This window comes from Staphylococcus sp. LKG4-2 (assembly GCF_050955665.1).
GTDB lineage: Bacteria > Bacillota > Bacilli > Staphylococcales > Staphylococcaceae > Staphylococcus > Staphylococcus saprophyticus.
This window is the reverse complement of the sequence record NZ_CP194532.1, coordinates 1,412,505-1,430,850: the sequence shown is the minus strand read 5'-3', so window position 1 is coordinate 1,430,850 and position 18,346 is coordinate 1,412,505. Positions and strand designations below refer to the sequence as shown.

Genomic DNA, 18,346 nt, shown 5'->3' with positions numbered 1-18,346 from the left:
CTTATTTTACGTTAACAATCAGTTGATTGTATTCTACGCTCGAACCGTGCTCAACTAAAATTTCTTCTACAACGCCTGAAACATCGCTTGTTACTTCATTAAGCACTTTCATCGCTTCAATATATCCGACTGTATCTCCTTTTTTAATTTCGTCACCCACTTGTATAATAGGGTTTGTTAACTCTTTTTCGTCTTGTAAGAAAAATGTGCCTACCATTGGAGATTTAATTTGTTGATATGTATGCTCATTTGTTGAATCATTCTCTTCATTTTTAGCATTATCTATTTTATTACTATCATTTTTTTCTGCTTGGTTTGATGTAATATGATTTGCATCATTCTCAGTAAAATCAAGTTCGATTTCGTTTTCATAGTCTTTATATTTAAATTTTTTAACGTCGTTCTCTTTAACTAATTTAATTAACTGTTCTATTTTTTCAAAATTCATTATAATTCCCCTTTTAATAAATTTTTGATTCGTGACGCTGTTGGTCGAAGTTGTTTTATTTCAAAAATTGGATTTTTTATTATTTCTTTTCTTTTTTCAGAAAAACATTTTTCTTTTTGCTTTAGTGTCTTGATTGCATCTTCGACTGATATCCATTGGAATCGGATGGTTTCACCTGGCTGTTTTTGTGCCAGTATCGATAAATCAGCTGCACAAACTGTTGCAATTTTAGTATAGCCTCCCACAGTTTGCTTATCATTCAGTAAGATAATGGGATTACCATCGTTAGGCACTTGAATACTACCAAGTGCTACTGGTTCTGAAATGATATCTGCAGAATTGGTTGGCGCAATATTTTCGCCTTGTAAGCGGAATCCCATACGGTCAGATTTTTCTGAAATTTCAAACGATTCAGATGTTAATTTTGCTTTTACTTCTTCTGAAAACTGCTCTATTTGTGGCCCTTCTATAATATGAATCGTGTGTTGTTCATCGTTTTCATTTTCAATACGCGCACTTATACCTATCTGAGATAAATAGTGATCGTTTTGTTGAATAGTCAATACATCACCTTTTTTTAAAGCTCGTCCTTTATAGCCGCCAATTTGATTACGGGTGTGTGTGGCATAACTATTAGCTATCAAAGGTACATTGATAGGTTGTCCAAAAGCTATGTATCCTCTGGCACCATGTAACGCTGAATTTAACTTTAATATATCGCCTTTTTGTGCTTTAATAACCGTTTGATGAGATATAGGTTCATCATTAATAGTAGCGTCAAACTGAGCACCTGTTATAACAAAGGTATTATCTGCTGAAAATTGAATGGACGGGCCGATAATTGTAACTTCTATTGCAGGTCCTTCATTATTAATTAATGTTTGTGCAAGTCTATACGCATAGATGTCTAATGCACCAGCTGTTGAAAACCCTTGATTTTGATAACCAATTCGCCCTTCGTCTTGGATTGTACTAAACAAACCGGGCGTTAATATTTTAATACTCATTACTTACTGTCACCCACTTTTCAATATCAAATTGATTACTTTTTTGTTCCTCTTCAATCTGATTTAAGGTTTGTTCATTAATAGCATAAAACTTAATATAATCTCCTGAGTTGTATAAACACATTGGATCTCGATTTATATCAAACACTTGTATAGGTGTTTGTCCGATAATTTGCCAACCACCTGGAGAAGATTTTGGATATAATCCTGTTTGGTTATTTGCAATACCAACAGAACCCGCAGGAATACTTGTCCTCGGTTCCTCTCTTCTGGGTGTATGTAATTGTTTATTTAACCCTCCTAAAAATGGGAAACCTGGCATAAAGCCCAGCATATATATTAGGTAGGTATTTTCAGTATGTAATTTAATAACTTCTTCTGAAGTTAATTGATTATGTTTCGCGACTGTTTCTATGTCTGGGCCACGGTCACCACCATAGTATACGGGTATATGTAAAATTTTAAATTGTGAGTTTGATGTCAGTCCTGCATCAACATCAACATTGCCTAAGTCCAAGCTGTTTATGATTTCTGTCGCATCGCTTTGAGTGATATCGATAGTCAACATAATTGCGCGATACGAAGGTATTATTTCTAAAATAGCTTTATTACTTTGATCCTTAATATACTGTTCTATTCGCTGTACTTCTTTAAAAGTATCAGGATCAATCTGTTCATCAAAATAAATCATGATGGTTTGTTCATTAATGATTTTATATTCCAGAAACGTTGCCCCCTTTGTTAATTATCACAACTTATTATAAAAACAAACTAAGTTGTACATTCAACATTTCTATTATATCATTTATTATAAATTTCTGTTTAATAGCAAATAATTATCATAGATTATAATAAATAATGAATTCGGCTTATATGAAAAGAATCAATATAGATAGCCTAAATAATTTTATAATTGTTATCAATTTATCAGAATATAGTCTGCAAGTATAGAAATATTTTAGCAAAGTGTAAAATCCCCCCAGACATTTAACATGTGTGGGGGGATTTGCACTAAAATTTATTTGATATTTACGATTTTAACATTTATTTCTCCACCATTTGGTAGTGGAACACGTACTTCATCGTCTAATTTTTTGCCAATTAAACTTTTGGCCATAGGTGATTCGTTAGAAATTTTACCTTTAAATGCGTCTGACTCTGCAGAACCAACAATTTGATATTCTTCTTCTTCTTCACCAGGTAATTCAACAATCGTAACTGTTTTACCTAATTGTACTTCGTTATTATTACCTGTATCTTCGATAATAAGTGCATTACGTAACATGTTTTCTACACGTTGGATATCTTGCTCAATAAAACCTTGTTCATCTTTTGCCGCATCATACTCTGAGTTCTCTGATAAGTCACCAAAAGAACGGGCAATTTTAATTTTTTCAACGACTTCAGGTCGTTTAACAGTTTTTAATTCTTCAAGCTCATGTTCTAATTTCTCAAAACCTTCTTGCGTCATTGGATATTGCTTTTGGTTTTCCATTATGTCATCTTCCTTTACTTATAAATACTATTGTTTACTAACTAAAGTTTGAATCTTCGTCGTCATTATATCGATAGCTACTTTATTACTTCCGCCTTCTGGTATGATAATATCTGCGTATCTCTTAGTTGGTTCTATGAATTGATTATGCATAGGCCGAACTACATTCAGATATTGATTAATAACAGATTCCATTGTACGTCCTCTTTCTTCGGTATCACGAAGCAGACGTCTTAATATGCGCAGATCAGCATCTGTATCAACATAAATTTTGACATCCATTAAATCTCTTAATGTTTTGTTTTCAAGTGCAAATATACCTTCTACGATGATAACATCTTTTGGCTCAAATGCAATCGTTTCCTTACTTCTCGTATGATTTGAGTAGTCATATGTTGGCACTTCAACCTGCTTACCATTCCTCAAGTCATTCAAATTGTCAATTAATAAATCATTATCAAATGCAAATGGATGATCGTAATTGGTTTCTAAACGTTCATCAAAAGTTAAATGTGATTGGTCTTTATAATAATAGTCTTGAGCCAATAGTGCAACACTATGACCTTCTAAATTTTTCATTATTTCGTTTGTAACGGATGTTTTCCCCGATCCTGAACCACCGGCAATGCCTATTATTGTTGTACTTTTCATTATCCAATTTCCTTTCTCATCATGTTATTCGCATAAATTGGATGATCGACTTTAATTTGAACTATCTGCAACGGATGGCGTGCAGCATCAAGTTCATTTCCCTCTTCATCATAAATTGTTTCCACAACTTGTCGAAAAGTATCAATTTCTGGTCCAAAAAATTCAATTTCCTGTCCAGGTTCAAATTTATTGCGTTGTTGTACTGTAGCAATTTTAGTCGCTTTATCATAATCTAACACTAACCCACAGAAATCATAAGCAGAATTTTTCTTATTTTGTTGACCAAACATTTGCTCTTCATAACCTGGTGTACCTTCTATAAATGCAGATGCAGTATCTCTATTAGCGCATTTGTCTAGTTCAATCAACCATTCTGGCTTAATCTTAAAGTTCTCTGGATCACTTGCATATGCGTCTATAACTTTTCTATAAATTGAGACTACTGTCGCAATATAATGTATGGATTTCATGCGTCCTTCAATTTTTAAAGAATCTACACCAATATCCATCATATTAGGAATCGATTCTATTAATTTCAAATCTTTAGGGCTCATTGCAAAAGGTGCAACCTCATGATCACCATAATATAAATCTAATTCCCCATCAGATTCAATATGTAATAAATCATAATCCCATCGACAACTTTGACAACACCCACCACGATTTGAGTCACGCGCAGTCATATGATTACTTAATGTACATCTTCCTGAATAAGCAATACACATTGCACCATGTATAAAAGATTCAATTTCAATATCAACTTTTTCTTTCATCTCTTTCATTTCCATAGCACCTGTCTCACGTGCTAAAACAACCCTATCTAAACCTTCTTCTTTCCAAAACTCAACTGCTTTGTAATTAGAAAGTGATTGCTGTGTTGAAAGGTGGATTTCCAATTCTGGCGCTACTTTTTTACAAGTTTCAATTATAAGCGGATCAGCAACGATAATACCAGTTGCACCTGTTAATGCTAAATCGCGTAAATAGGTGTCTAAGCCGTCTATATTTTCATCATGAGCAATTATATTAGTGGTTACGTATATTTTAGCACCATAACGCTTTGCAAATGCAACACCCTCTTGGATTTCTGGCATTGTAAAGTTATCTGCATTAGATCTCAAACCATATTCTTGTCCACCGAGAAAAACAGCATCTGCACCATAATGTATAGCTATTTTAAGTTTCTCTAAATTACCAGCAGGGGCAAGAAGTTCAGGCTTTTTCATTTTAGGTTTATTTTGAACATTAATTTCTTCTAAAATTTTCACGAGTTAACCTCCATTAGTATACTGTTTGTTTATATAAGAAGCCTTCGTCAAACGGGCGATGTTCCGGTTGTATTGCTTCTATTGGATCGACAAGCATGAATTTTTCATCTTCATATGCATCTGGGTCCTCATTATACAGATCTATTGCTTCTCTGTATTGTTCAGTACAAATATTGATATAACTTTCTGACTGTAAGATGCCGTCTATTTTCAGTGAATCTATACCCGCTTCAAGTAATGGTTCCAATTCTTCTATTAAGCAAATATCGTTTGGTGACATAATATGTGTTCCATTATAATCTTCATAAACTGGGTATTTATTATCACGTTCTTCGTCATATAATAATAAATCATTCGTTTCATCGTTACGGGAGATCTTCATTTGACGTTCTTGGAAAGTGTAATAATTACCTAACAACATACGCTTAGATTGGAACATGCAAGTCATACCATGAACTTGAACTTCAATTTCAACATTCGCATGGGCTTTGATATTAAGGATTTCGTCCAAACTCAATTCTCTAGCAAGTTGTGCACGTGCAGCTCCTTTTTCTCCCCAATAATTACATTGAAAATAATTAGTCACCAGTGCTTCTGCATCCCAATGTAAAGGAATTGGATCTGTGTGTTGTTTAACATACATAACAACAGCTGGGTCTCCAAAGATAATTCGATCAACTTTTATTTCATGAAGAAAATCAATATAAGCTTCAACTGCACTTAAATGATAGTTATGGAATATACCATTTACTGCAGCATATGCCTTTTTACCATTACGATGAATCATATCCACTGCTTCAATCATTGCTGCTTTATCAAATTCTCCTGCTAATCTCAAACCAAATTTTTGCTCGCCAATGACAAAGGCATCAGCACCTTTTTCAATTAATGTTTCGATATGTTTAACCGATTTGGGTGTCACTAATAATTCTGTCATTTAGATTCTCCTTTAATTGAAATGGCTAATCCATCATCAATATTTAAAAAGTTAGTCGTATAAGCTTCGTTATTCATAAGCCATTCGTTATATTCAATCACCTTTTTAACCATTTGGCGCACATTGCGAGTCCGCACAACTGAAATATCAGAAACAAAGCCATGATAGAGTACATTATCCGTAATAACTACGCCACCTTCTTTTAATAAAGGTGTATATAATTCAAAGAATTTCTTAGACTGTGCTTTAGCAGCATCAATAAATATCATATCGAAACTTTCTTGTTCGACATTATGAAATTGCTCTAACGCGTCACCCTCAACCAATGTCACTTGATTTGAAAAATCGTATTTCCTAATATTTTCTTTTGCTTGCTGTTGCATATCTGAATCACGTTCAATTGTCGTAATATGTACATCCTTAGATACAGATGCAAATTGCATTGCACTATAGCCAATCGCTGTACCAATTTCTAAAATATTTTGTGGTTTATGCAGCCTAATCAATTGCTTAATCATTTCTAAAGTAAGTCTGTCTACAATAGGGACGTTATTCGCTTCTGCATATGGTCTCAAAGACTCTATCGTTTCATCGGTTTGTTTATGTAAATTTAATAAATAGGATTGATTATTATCCATTTTCAAAACTTCCTTCGTTATAATATAATACATAAGTTTTAACAATAAAATAGGGAGTAGTATAGAAGCCTTTTGTACATAAGGTTCCTTGCCCCATCCCGGCAAAAATGGCCAATTAAAAACTCAAAATACTTATAGATTTGCGCTAGAATGCGTCATTTTATGTATGACCATCATATTTTCTTTAGAAATTATGCTTTAACATCTATTATCATTGTATTTTCAACTTAATCAGTTACCGCACAGACTATCAATCACACTAGTCATTGGTGCTCGTGCTAGTTTAATTTTAGTAAAGATGAAAAATATATTTACATATAACATTTATATGGTCTATTCCATTATTAATAAATGCAATTTCAAAATCGTATGTGTTTGAATTTAACTTTATATATTTTACCATAAACACCCCGATAATATAAGCATAAATTCCGTAGTTAGTTAACTCTTAAATATATAATTATCATTAATCATTCGATTTTTATTCGTTTATTTACAGAAAAAAACCATACTGCTTTTCCAGTATGGTTTACTTCATAGTGACTTATATTTAAAGAACGATTTTTTAATTATTCGTGGTCATGATCGTGGTCATGATCATCCATTTCTGTATTAACGACTTCTTCAATCATATCCCATTCTTCGTCAGTTTCCACTGGTAAGAATTTGCCACCTTCACCATTTTCATCTGGCTCATTAATCATAGGCACCAATTCAATTAAATCGTCATCATCTGATTCTGCACCTTCTTCAGCAAGAATAACGTATTCTTTTTTGAATTCTGGGTGGAAAAATTCTAATACTTTACGATATAAGACTTCATTACCTTCTTCATCATATAATGTAAGTAATTCCTCTTCATTGTTAATTTCTAATTGAGAATCATGGTTATGCTCTGTCATTATTAAAAGCTCCTTTTTATTGTAATGAGTCTAAATAGCCTTGCAATATAAATACTGCTGCCATTTTATCTATTACTTTTTTTCGTTTCTGTCTAGAAACATCCGCTTCAAGTAATGAACGCTCCGCAGCCATAGTGCTTAGACGTTCATCCCACATAATTATTTCTAATGATGGCAGTGCTTCTTGAAGTTGCTCCTTGTATTGTAACGAAGCCTCGCCTCGAAATCCAATAGAATTGTTCATATTTTTTGGTAATCCAATAACTACAGTACCAACGTTATCTCTTTTTATAATTTTTACTAATGCTTCAATACCTAATTCATTGTTCTCTTCGTCTATACGGAGTGTGTCTAATCCTTGGGCTGTCCAACCCATCAGATCACTTATTGCAATGCCAACAGTCTTACTTCCTACATCTAATCCTATAATTTTATGCTTTAACATAAACTAATTCGATTTCTCTTGCAAATAGTTTGAAACTAATTCTTCCATGATATCATCGCGATCAATACGACGAATTTGATTTCTAGCTTCGTTATTACGTGGAATATATGCAGGATCTCCTGATAATAAGTAACCAACAATTTGGTTCACAGGATTATATCCTCTTTCTTCTAAGGTATGATAGACATTTTGTAATACTGTTTTGACATCTTCTTTTGGAATTTCATCATAATTAAATTTCATTGTTTTATCAAAATTTTCCATTGTTCTTACACTCCTTTGTATCGAGTAAAAAAAGTTCTTACTTATATTCTACATTAGAATCGAATCAACTTATAGAGATTTAATGTAATCTTTAATGAAACGTAATGATTCTGTTATGTTCTTTGGTTCAGTACCGCCGCCTTGAGCCATATCAGGGCGTCCGCCACCTTTACCGCCTACTACAGGAGCCATGTTTTTAATGATATCTCCTGCTTTCACTTTATCAGTTAATGCTTTTGGTACGGTAGCTACTAATGACACCTTACCATCTATATTACTAATAAGTACAATAACAGTATCTTGTAATTTTGATTTAAAATCATCCATAGTTTCACGTATTGCTTTAGCATTAGGAACGTCTACTTCCGTTGCTAAGACTTTCAATCCATTAATTTCTTCTACTTGATTAGTGATGTCACCCATTTTTAATGATGTCACTTCTTTATTCTTTTGTTCAAGTTGTTTTGTAAGCTCTTTTTCTTCGTCTTGCATATGAACGATTTTCTCTAATACTTGGTCATCTGATTTTACTTTTACTTGCGATTTAACTGCGTTAAATTGAGATTGAATCGTTTCTAAGTATAAGAAAGCTGATTTACCAGTCAATGCTTCTATTCGACGCACTCCAGCACCTGTACCAGACTCACTTACTATTTTAAATAAACCGATTTCTGCTGTGTTGTTCACGTGAATACCACCACATAATTCAATTGAAAATGGGGCCATATTTACAACTCTTACAATTTCACCATATTTTTCACCGAAAAGTGCCATAGCACCTAGTTGTTTTGCTTCAGAAATTGGCATTTCTTGAATATCTACTTCAATACTGTTCCAAATTTCTTCATTAACACGACGCTCAACCGTGTCAATTTCCTCTTGTGTCATTGGGCCAAAGTGTGAAAAGTCAAATCTTAGACGATCTGCTTCAACAAGTGAACCTGCTTGATTAACGTGATCTCCAAGGACTTCTTTTAATGCAGCGTGTAATAAATGTGTTGCACTATGGTTTTTCTTGATTGAACGACGTTCTTTGTGATTCACACTCGCTGAAACTTCAGCATTCTTCTTAACAGTACCAAATTGAATCTCACCTTTGTGCAAATTCTGACCATTTGGTGCTTTAGTCACTTCAGTAACTGCGATTTCAAAGTTTTCATTACTAATTGTACCTTGGTCTGCCACTTGACCACCACTAACAGCATAAAATGGTGTCTCACGTAAAATAAAGTAAATCGTCTCTCCTGCTTCTGCAGATTCTACAAGTTCACCATTTTGGATAATATCTGTGATGACAGAGGCTTTGTCCATAACATCATACCCAACAAATGTGCTATCTGTGGTAATCTTTTTCAATACTTCACTTTGAACTTGCATAGATTGTGAATTTTGTCTTGCTTGTCTTGCTCTGTCTCGTTGCTGTTGCATTTCTTCTTCGAATGTTTGCATATCTATTGATAAATTTTCTTGTGTCGCAATTTCTTCTGTTAACTCAACTGGAAAGCCGTAAGTGTCATATAATTTAAAAGCGTCTTTACCACTGATTTCATGGGTAGATGTTTTCGCTTGTGCAACTAAGTTATTTAGAATAGCTAGACCTTCTTCTAATGTTTCATGGAAGCGTTCTTCTTCTGATTTAATGACGCGCTTAATAAAGTCTGCTTTTTCTTTAACATTAGGATAATATGGTTCCATAATGTCAGCTACAATATCAACTAGACGATACATAAATGGTTCATTAATATCTAATGATTGACTGAATCTTACTGCTCTACGTAATAAACGACGTAAAACATATCCTCTTCCTTCATTAGCTGGTAGTGCACCATCTGCAATGGCAAATGCAATTGTACGAATATGGTCGGCAATCACTTTAAATGCCACATCATAGTTATCATTTTCCAAGTATGTTTTACCTGATACTTTTTCTACTTCATGAATGATAGGCATAAATAAGTCTGTTTCATAATTTGTACGCACATTTTGAGCAAGTGATGCCATTCTTTCAAGACCCATGCCGGTATCAATATTTTTATTAGGCAGTGGTGTATAAGTATGATCTTTATTGTGATTGAACTCACTAAACACTAAATTCCATACTTCAAGGAAACGTTCATTTTCTCCCCCTGGATACATTTCTTCTGCAGGATCATCTTGTCCAAAATCTTCTCCACGATCATAGAAAATTTCCGTATTTGGACCTGATGGGCCTTCACCAATATCCCAGAAGTTGCCTTCAATGCGAATAATACGACTTTCCTCAAGTCCAATGTCTTCATTCCAAATTCTATACGCTTCTTTATCCTCTGGATGTATTGTCACATATAGAAGTTTAGGTTCCATTGCCATCCACTTTTCACTTGTTAAAAATTCCCATGCAAATTCTATAGCTTCTTGCTTAAAGTAATCCCCAATTGAAAAGTTACCTAACATTTCAAAAAATGTATGATGACGTGCTGTGAAGCCAACATTTTCTATATCATTTGTACGAATTGCCTTTTGAGAATTAACTATTCTTGGTTTTCTAGGTGTTTCTCTACCATCAAAATATTTTTTCAGTGTAGCTACACCAGAATTAATCCATAATAGTGAATCATCGTCAATAGGGACTAATGGTGCAGAAGGTTCTACCATATGGCCTTTTTCTACGAAATAATCAATAAAATTTTGTCTAATTTCACTTGCTTTTAAGTTTTTCATACTTAAAATTCCTCCATCTCAACTCATGTTAGTTCTTTAAATAATTAAAAAAGAAAATAAAAAACGCCCATCCTCATAAAGGGACGAACGTTTCGCGGTACCACCCTAGTTATAAGTGTTAACAAATTAATTCAATCTTAATTGTAAGTATCACACAGATCAAACGACTGACTTTAATTCCCTAACATACACTTATCACTTAATTAGTTATTATGCTTGCTGACACAAAGTAGCATTCAACTATACCGACTGTACTTTTCACCAACCAGTACATCTCTTTTCGCTCAGTATAATTTACTCATCTTTATGTGAAGTTAATTATATTGTATTTATTTTCTTGTCACATGTCAATCTTCAACGAAGTCATATGGGGAAATATCTCCCATATTAATCATTGGGTTAATTTTAAAAATATTGTCTTCAGTTAGAATGATATCAGCATCAAATGTGTCGCTGATTTCTTCTTCAGTAGATGCATCGTTATTAAAGTAGGCTTTTAAAAATGTGCATAACTGTGTCATTCTCACTTGTCCATGCGTTTTTAAACCAATATCAAAGGCTTGCGGATCACCTAAAAAGACAAGGGATTGTTTAGCCCTTGTTAAGCCAGTATATAATATGGGCTTTTGTAGCATTCTAAAGTATTGTTTTACCATAGGCATGATGACTATTGGGAATTCAGAACCTTGTGATTTATGGATCGACGTACAATAAGCATGAGTTAATTCTATTAAATCTTGACGAACAAAAGTAATTTCATTACCTTCAAAATCAACGACTAATACATCTTTGTTCAACGCATTTTCTTTTGCCCAAAAAACACCCACGATTACACCAATATCACCGTTGAAAATATTATCATTAGGCCTATTTACAAGTTGCAAGACTTTGTCACCTTTTCTAAAAAACACATCACCAAATTCTATTTCACGTGTATCTTTATCCTTAGGATTTAAAATATCTTGTAATACCATATTAAGTTTTTTAATGCCTGCTGACCCTTTATACATTGGTGCAAGCACTTGAATGTCACTCATATCATAGCCTTTATTCACAGCGCTTGAAACAACTTTTTCCACAACTGTCGGAATCTGATCTGTATTACAATTTATAAAATTTCGATCATGAAAACGTTGGGTTATATCAATCGGTTCACCTAGTTTCATCCGATGCGCTAATTCAATAATACTAGAACCATCTTGTTGTCTATAAACTTCTGTTAAATTAACACGAGGTATCACTTTTGAATCAATTAAATCTTTAAATACTTGACCAGGACCTACAGAAGGCAATTGATCTTCATCACCTACTAAAATGATTTGTGCATCTATTGGAACTGCACTTAAAAATTGGTGAAACAGCCAAGTATCAACCATAGACATCTCATCAATGATAATTAATTTTGCTGATATTTCATTATCTAAAATATCTTCCGGTTGTGTATCCTGATTCCATCCGATTAAGCGATGAATTGTCATGGCTTCTAAACCTGTCGACTCTGCCAAACGCTTTGAAGCTCTTCCTGTAGGCGCACCTAATACGACTGGATAATCATCATTTTGATAATCATCATAATTTAATGAGAGACCATGAATTTCTGCATATAATTCTACAATACCTTTTATCACAGTTGTTTTACCTGTACCAGGGCCACCTGTGAGCAGCATAATTTTAGAATTAATAGCAGTCTGTAACGCATCTTTTTGTGAATTTGCATAATTAACTTGATTGCGCTCTTCAATTTCTCCAATCTTCATTAAAAGATCAGACTGTTCTATTTGTTTGAGTTTATTCGTATACGCATAATTGCGATAAAGATTCTGCACACTTTTTAATTCTGAATAATATAAACTCGGAATTGCAACTTCATTTTCTTGTTGAATGAGTTTGGTATCATTTACCAATTCTTGTAATACATGATTCAATTGTTGCATTTCTATTATTTCACTAGGTGCTTGAGAAAGCATATCTTGAGTCATTTCTAATACATTTTGAGTAGGTAAATATGTATGTCCTTGCTTAATACATTCTTCTTCAAGTACATATAACAAACCCGCTTTTAGTCTTTCTGTATCATTGAACTGGATTCCAACATTACGTGCTAAGGTATCAGCTTTATTAAATCCAATTCCTTTTACATCATATACGAGTTGATAGGGTTTATTTTCAACAACATTAAGTGTTTCTCCTAAATACGCTTGGTAAATCGCCATAGCTAGTTTTGGTCCAAACCCTAAATCATGTAAGCGTATGATAATTTGCTCCGTCTCTTGATTACTAGCAATTTGTTCAGCAATTTGTTTTTGCTTTTTCTTAGGTAAACCAGGTACTTGCTCTAATACCGACGGGTCATTCAAGATATCGTTTATAGCATTTTCACCTAGTTTATTAACAATACTTTGCGCAGTTTTTTTACCAATACCTTTAAATAAATCACTTGATAAATAACTAATAATTGCCTCTTTAGTTTGTGGTAATTCTTTTTCAAACGTTTCAGCTTTAAGTTGTTTACCATACTTCGGATGTGTAACAACTTGGCCTTTGAATGTATAAACATCACCTTCAGCAATTTCTGGGAAAAACCCTACAATCGTAGGCATTGAATCAAATGTTTCACTTGACTCAATTGTATCAACTTTTAAAACCGTATAAAAATTTTCTTTATTTTGAAATAAAATCGCATCAACGGTTCCTTTAATCATTGAATTATTAAATAGTGTAGGGTCTCCCATCAGTTATTCCTCCTCTGCGATAGATTTAAATGTTTTTATAGCATGCTGACTCATAACATGTTCTGGATTTGCGTCTACAGCAGCTTCAAAATATTCGATTGCTTGTGCTGTATCTTCAGTCTGCATATAAGTTGCCAAACCTAAATTATATAATGCATCTGAATGTTTATTATCCATTTCTAACACCGACTTAAGTTGCTTTATCGCTTGCTCAAACATTTCTAAATGACAAAGTACAAGCCCATACTGAAATTGAATCTCAACATCATGACGGTCATCTTGTTCTGCTGCAGTCATTAAAAAAGGTAAAGCCTCTTTAAATGCTTCTAATTGACTAAATGACATACCAATCATATAGTTAGTATCGACTTGATCAACGTTAAATTTCAACGCTTGTTGATACAATTTAATCGCTTCATTAAAGCGGCCTTCATTGTAATATACATTCCCGAGATTATAATAGATTGCGCCATTTTGTGGATCTAAAGTAATTGCACGTTGAAAGAATTTTTCTGCTTTATCTACTTCGTTCGCTTCAGCTAATAAAATCCCTGCATTTATGTAATTTTCCACTTCTTTTGGATTTGCTTCTATGTTTTCAAATAATGCTTTTAATGCTTCTTCAAAATTGCCTTGTTTAATTAAATTATATATCTGTTCTTGATTCATTTCTAACCCTCATTTCTGACTACTTATTATAACATTTACCACGGTATTTGAAATAATAATTTCAAAAAAAGAAATCGTTAGTTACTATTTTGAATAGCTTACTAACGATTTCGAATAAAATTCAAAAGTAATATTTATACAACGTAACTTAGTTGACCAGATTCTTTATAAACGTCATCTATCGTTGCGCCACCTAAACATACATCACCATCGTATAAAACGACAGATTGGCCAGGTGTAATGGCGCGAACTGGTTCATTAAATATCACGCGTATAGCATTTTCGTTTTCATTTTTTACAAATACTTTCGTATCTTTTTGACGATATCTAAATTTAGCAGTACATTCGAAACCATTTTCTAGATCTACATCATTTACGAAAGAGATATCAGATGCTATAAGATAATCGCTGTATAATGCGTCATGATGGAATCCTTGTTCCACATATAAAATATTGTCATCTAAATTTTTACCTACAACAAACCATGGATCACCATCGCCACCAATACCTAATCCGTGACGTTGACCAATTGTATAATACATCAAGCCAGCATGAGTGCCGATTTTTTCACCTTTTAGTGTTCTCATTTCTCCAGATTGTGCTGGTAAATATTGTGATAAGAATTCTTTGAAATTACGTTCGCCAATAAAACAGATTCCTGTTGAATCTTTCTTTTTAGCTGTAGCTAGGTCTTGTTCTTCTGCTATTCTGCGTACTTCTTTTTTCTCTATATCTCCTATTGGGAACATCACACGTGACAACTGGGATTGAGATAACTGATTCAAGAAATATGTTTGATCTTTATTATTATCAACACCTCTTAGCATTTCAACATGACCATCTTCATGACGACGCACACGTGCATAATGTCCAGTTGCAACATAATCTGCACCGAGTTTTAACGCATGTTCTAAAAATGCTTTAAATTTAATTTCTTTATTACACATAACATCTGGATTTGGTGTACGTCCTTTTTTATATTCGTCCAAGAAATAAGTAAACACTTTATCCCAATATTCTTTTTCAAAATTAACTGCATAATATGGAATACCTATTTGATTACATACAGCGATGACATCATTATAATCCTCTGTTGCAGTACAATATCCATTTTCATCCGTATCATCCCAATTTTTCATAAAAATGCCAATTACATCATATCCTTGTTCTTTTAAAATATGTGCTGTAACTGAACTATCAACGCCGCCTGACATGCCAACTACTACGCGTGTATCTTTATTTGACAACTACATTTCCTCCCTAAATTTATGGTATATTTTGTGAATTTCTGAAACTATATATTTAACTTCTTGTTCTGTCGTCTGTTCATTAAAGCTAAATCTAACTGAGTGCTTCGCTCGCTCATCATCACTATACATTGCTTGTAACACGTGTGATGGCGTCGTTGTTCCTGCTGTACATGCCGAGCCTGATGATACATAAATATTTGATAAATCTAATAATGTGAGCATTGTTTCAACATCTACAAACGGTAAATATAAATTAATGATATGTCCTGTTGAATCTGTCATGGATCCATTGAGTTCAAATGGAACTGAGCGCTCTTGTAACGACACTAGAAACAAATTCTTTAAATTCATAAGATGCACATTATTTTCATCTCTATGCTCATTAGCTAATTTGATTGCTTCAGCTAAACCTACAATTTGTGGCACATTTTCAGTACCAGCTCTACGTTTTGCTTCTTGTTCTCCACCTAATTGTTGATACTTTAATTTAGTTTCTTCTTTAAGCAAAAGTACGCCGACACCTTTTGGACCACCAAATTTATGCGCAGTAATACTCATAGCATCCATATTAAAATCATGGAAATCAATTTCTAAGTGTCCAATAGCCTGAACTGCATCAACATGGAATAATGCATTCGATTCTGAAACAATTTCTTCAATATCATACATTGGTTCAACAGTCCCAATTTCATTATTAACAAACATAATTGAAACTAAAATGGTTTCTTCAGTAAGTGCATTTCTTAATTGATTAAGGTTAATCAATCCTTCTTTATCCACTTCTAAATAAGTAACTTCGAAACCTTCTTTTTCGAGTTGTTCAAATACATGAAGTACAGAATGATGCTCAATCTTAGTAGTAATGATGTGTTTACCTTTGTGCATGTGCTCATAAGCAATACCTTTAATTGCAGTGTTATTTGATTCAGTTGCACCACTAGTAAAGATGATTTCACTTGGCTTAGCATTAAACGATTTAGCAATTGTACGACGCGCATCATCTAAGTATTTTCTGGCATCCCTACCCATGCTGTGAATTGATGACGGATTACCAAAATGTACGGAATAGACTTCCATCATTTTATCAATAACTTCTTGTTTGACGGGTGTTGTTGCAGCATAATCTGCATATACTTCCATGTTTGACACTCCTTAAATTTTTATCAATGTTCCAATAATAGCACCATATAATTTATTTTTCTAGTCGTCTGTTTCAAAATGGCCATTTTCATCTATATCTCTGAAATCATTTAATAAATTCAACGTATTCTGCGTATTAATCTTTTGTTCACTATTCATTGTAACATTAAGTAATTGTTTGTTTTTTACAACCCAATGTGTCGCATCAAAATGCTTTTGCAAATATGAATCATGTGTAACAATCAACACTTGTCCCTTGAACTGTTTGATCATATTTAAAATTAAGCTTTGCGTTGTAATATCAAAGTAATTCGTTGGTTCATCTAAAATGAGTAAATTAGCATTTGAAAAAAACAATAGTACAAATTGCAATCTGCTTTTTTCACCCATAGATAAAGAACGAATCGTTTGTTGTATTTTATCTTTATCAAAACCGAACGAAGCCAAGATTGTTTGAGCATAACTACGTGTCATATGATCTATTGACATGACCATATCTAATGGTGTTTGTCTGTAATTCAAATTATTATTTTGTTGATCAAAATACGCAATTTTTACTGAAGGCGTTACATAAACTGTACCTTTATCCGGTTTCACTTGTTGTCTTATAAGCGCAATTAGTAATGATTTACCACTACCATTCGGACCAGTTAATAAAATATGTTCATCTTTTTTAATTTCAAAATTTGCTTTGTTATAAATTATTTTTTGTTCAATACTTATACATATATCTTCTAATTTCACTAATTCTCGATTACGCACTAATTGTTCATCATTAAAATGAAACTTTCTATCTTGTTTATCCGGAGACTCAAACTGCTTTTCATTTAATTTATGTGTTAACTGAGCATTTTTTACTTTTGCTTTTTTAGCTAGTTTGCTAAGACGCTTTTGTTGTTTAGGGTCACGCACACTGGTCGTAGCTTTGGCAGTTGAATGCCATTCATTCACGCGTGCAATTGATTCTTCCAGCGCTTTGATTTCTTTTTGTTGCTTATCATATGCATTTTTATGAGATTGAAATTCTAATTGTTTGACTGAATGGTATTGATTATAATCACCTTGAAATTTTCTCGATGTTTTTCTAGTGATTTCATAAACATGACTCGCAGTTTGATTTATAAAACCACGGTGATGTGAAACGTAGAGTATCGTTTGCTTAGACTTATTTATTTCTATAATTAAATTATCTAGCATTGCTTGATCAAGATGATTTGTAGGTTCATCTAATATAATTAGCGGTTTTTCAGATATAAACGCTCTGATTAATGCAACGCTTGTTTGTTGTCCGCCACTTAATAATCGTATTTGCTTATCTAAATCTTGTTCACTTATATTAAAACGCTTTGCGGTAGTAATTATTTTTTATTCTATCTCATAACCATTTAAAGCGATATAATCACTTATCTTGTCATAATCGGTTACAATTTGCGTTTTCAAAGTTGCAACCTCAGGAAATATTGAAATGATAAAGTTCATCGTGGTTAAATCAAATACTTGCGTCAAGTCTTGCTTCATTAAATATGATTGCGTTTCATATTTTAAATTTAAAGCATTTAACAATGTTGACTTGCCGATACCATTATCACCAATCATTGCAACATGCTCACCTAGTTCGATATCAATATTTACGTCTTCTATCAATATTTTACCAAACTGTTCAAATGGTTTTTCTGAAAAATAAAAAGACATATCATCTTCCTCGCTCTCAATAAGGACATGACACATCTTTAAATATTATAACTGTAAAAGATTATAAGGTGCTTTCACATAAAAATACTAACCAGACAATGCCTATCC

General features: G+C 33.1%; 16 protein-coding genes and 1 pseudogene. All 17 read right to left on the bottom strand.

The window, feature by feature from the left end:
• Nucleotide 1 precedes the first annotated feature (1 nt).
• The 17 genes and pseudogenes from ACM6UH_RS07070 to sal all read right to left on the bottom strand — a co-directional run bounded on the left by ACM6UH_RS07070 (nt 2) and on the right by sal (nt 18,238).
• Entirely contained in the window at nt 2-448 is a 447-nt protein-coding gene (locus tag ACM6UH_RS07070) for an acetyl-CoA carboxylase biotin carboxyl carrier protein (RefSeq protein ID WP_011302976.1), read from the bottom strand.
• Entirely contained in the window at nt 448-1,455 is a 1,008-nt protein-coding gene (locus ACM6UH_RS07065) for a biotin-dependent carboxyltransferase family protein (protein ID WP_011302975.1), read from the bottom strand. The genes ACM6UH_RS07070 and ACM6UH_RS07065 overlap by 1 nt, the downstream gene beginning before the upstream one ends.
• Nucleotides 1,445-2,179 (bottom strand): 5-oxoprolinase subunit PxpB, encoded by a 735-nt coding sequence (pxpB, locus tag ACM6UH_RS07060; protein WP_077461038.1) that lies wholly within the window; start codon nt 2,177-2,179, stop codon nt 1,445-1,447. Before pxpB ends, ACM6UH_RS07065 begins: the two co-directional genes overlap by 11 nt.
• Before the next feature lie 294 nt (nt 2,180-2,473).
• Nucleotides 2,474-2,950 carry a transcription elongation factor GreA gene (greA, locus tag ACM6UH_RS07055; RefSeq protein ID WP_002483128.1) on the bottom strand — a complete coding sequence of 159 codons (477 nt, stop codon included), beginning with the start codon at nt 2,948-2,950 and terminating at the stop codon, nt 2,474-2,476.
• A gap of 27 nt (nt 2,951-2,977) precedes the next feature.
• A complete protein-coding gene (udk, locus tag ACM6UH_RS07050; RefSeq protein ID WP_011302972.1) occupies nt 2,978-3,601 on the bottom strand; it encodes a uridine kinase in 624 nt (207 codons plus the stop codon).
• Nucleotides 3,601-4,869, bottom strand: a complete 1,269-nt coding sequence (locus tag ACM6UH_RS07045; protein ID WP_011302971.1) for a peptidase U32 family protein — start codon at nt 4,867-4,869, stop codon at nt 3,601-3,603. Before ACM6UH_RS07045 ends, udk begins: the two co-directional genes overlap by 1 nt.
• Nucleotides 4,870-4,882: 13 nt before the next feature.
• Nucleotides 4,883-5,806: a peptidase U32 family protein gene (locus ACM6UH_RS07040; RefSeq protein ID WP_011302970.1), complete on the bottom strand. Its 924-nt coding sequence runs from the start codon at nt 5,804-5,806 to the stop codon at nt 4,883-4,885.
• On the bottom strand, nt 5,803-6,444 hold the full coding sequence (locus ACM6UH_RS07035) for an O-methyltransferase (protein WP_002483124.1): 642 nt from the start codon (nt 6,442-6,444) through the stop codon (nt 5,803-5,805). The genes ACM6UH_RS07040 and ACM6UH_RS07035 overlap by 4 nt, the downstream gene beginning before the upstream one ends.
• A 569-nt stretch (nt 6,445-7,013) precedes the next feature.
• Nucleotides 7,014-7,346 carry a DUF1292 domain-containing protein gene (locus ACM6UH_RS07030; RefSeq protein ID WP_002483123.1) on the bottom strand — a complete coding sequence of 111 codons (333 nt, stop codon included), beginning with the start codon at nt 7,344-7,346 and terminating at the stop codon, nt 7,014-7,016.
• 16 nt (nt 7,347-7,362) lie between these two features.
• The gene (gene ruvX / locus ACM6UH_RS07025; RefSeq protein ID WP_011302969.1) at nt 7,363-7,791 is read right to left on the bottom strand and encodes a Holliday junction resolvase RuvX; all 429 of its coding nucleotides are present in this window, start codon (nt 7,789-7,791) and stop codon (nt 7,363-7,365) included.
• A 3-nt stretch (nt 7,792-7,794) separates the two neighbouring features.
• Nucleotides 7,795-8,055, bottom strand: coding sequence for an IreB family regulatory phosphoprotein (locus ACM6UH_RS07020; RefSeq protein WP_002483121.1), 261 nt, complete (start codon nt 8,053-8,055; stop codon nt 7,795-7,797).
• 69 nt (nt 8,056-8,124) lie between these two features.
• Nucleotides 8,125-10,755, bottom strand: coding sequence for an alanine--tRNA ligase (gene alaS, locus ACM6UH_RS07015; RefSeq protein ID WP_011302968.1), 2,631 nt, complete (start codon nt 10,753-10,755; stop codon nt 8,125-8,127).
• 347 nt (nt 10,756-11,102) lie between these two features.
• A complete protein-coding gene (recD2, locus tag ACM6UH_RS07010; protein WP_048787230.1) occupies nt 11,103-13,487 on the bottom strand; it encodes an SF1B family DNA helicase RecD2 in 2,385 nt (794 codons plus the stop codon).
• Between the two features lie 3 nt (nt 13,488-13,490).
• Nucleotides 13,491-14,156, bottom strand: a complete 666-nt coding sequence (locus ACM6UH_RS07005) for a tetratricopeptide repeat protein (protein ID WP_011302966.1) — start codon at nt 14,154-14,156, stop codon at nt 13,491-13,493.
• Nucleotides 14,157-14,290: 134 nt separating this feature from the next.
• Nucleotides 14,291-15,403, bottom strand: coding sequence for a tRNA 2-thiouridine(34) synthase MnmA (gene mnmA, locus ACM6UH_RS07000; protein WP_048787231.1), 1,113 nt, complete (start codon nt 15,401-15,403; stop codon nt 14,291-14,293).
• A complete protein-coding gene (locus tag ACM6UH_RS06995; protein WP_002483116.1) occupies nt 15,404-16,546 on the bottom strand; it encodes a cysteine desulfurase family protein in 1,143 nt (380 codons plus the stop codon). It lies immediately after the preceding gene.
• Between the two features lie 60 nt (nt 16,547-16,606).
• Nucleotides 16,607-18,238, bottom strand: a pseudogene (gene sal / locus ACM6UH_RS06990) (Sal family ABC-F type ribosomal protection protein).
• Nucleotides 18,239-18,346 lie beyond the last annotated feature (108 nt).

What these genes read in the sequence shown, in the direction of transcription:
- ACM6UH_RS07020 (WP_002483121.1), bottom strand. Translation starts at nt 8,055, where the DNA reads ATGGAAAATTTTGATAAAACAATGAAATTTAATTATGATGAAATTCCA.
- ruvX (WP_011302969.1), bottom strand. Translation starts at nt 7,791, where the DNA reads ATGTTAAAGCATAAAATTATAGGATTAGATGTAGGAAGTAAGACTGTT.
- ACM6UH_RS07030 (WP_002483123.1), bottom strand. Translation starts at nt 7,346, where the DNA reads ATGACAGAGCATAACCATGATTCTCAATTAGAAATTAACAATGAAGAG.
- ACM6UH_RS07040 (WP_011302970.1), bottom strand. Translation starts at nt 5,806, where the DNA reads ATGACAGAATTATTAGTGACACCCAAATCGGTTAAACATATCGAAACA.
- alaS (WP_011302968.1), bottom strand. Translation starts at nt 10,755, where the DNA reads ATGAAAAACTTAAAAGCAAGTGAAATTAGACAAAATTTTATTGATTAT.
- ACM6UH_RS07070 (WP_011302976.1), bottom strand. Translation starts at nt 448, where the DNA reads ATGAATTTTGAAAAAATAGAACAGTTAATTAAATTAGTTAAAGAGAAC.
- ACM6UH_RS07035 (WP_002483124.1), bottom strand. Translation starts at nt 6,444, where the DNA reads ATGGATAATAATCAATCCTATTTATTAAATTTACATAAACAAACCGAT.
- greA (WP_002483128.1), bottom strand. Translation starts at nt 2,950, where the DNA reads ATGGAAAACCAAAAGCAATATCCAATGACGCAAGAAGGTTTTGAGAAA.
- recD2 (WP_048787230.1), bottom strand. Translation starts at nt 13,487, where the DNA reads ATGGGAGACCCTACACTATTTAATAATTCAATGATTAAAGGAACCGTT.
- ACM6UH_RS07005 (WP_011302966.1), bottom strand. Translation starts at nt 14,156, where the DNA reads ATGAATCAAGAACAGATATATAATTTAATTAAACAAGGCAATTTTGAA.
- ACM6UH_RS07065 (WP_011302975.1), bottom strand. Translation starts at nt 1,455, where the DNA reads ATGAGTATTAAAATATTAACGCCCGGTTTGTTTAGTACAATCCAAGAC.
- udk (WP_011302972.1), bottom strand. Translation starts at nt 3,601, where the DNA reads ATGAAAAGTACAACAATAATAGGCATTGCCGGTGGTTCAGGATCGGGG.
- ACM6UH_RS06995 (WP_002483116.1), bottom strand. Translation starts at nt 16,546, where the DNA reads ATGGAAGTATATGCAGATTATGCTGCAACAACACCCGTCAAACAAGAA.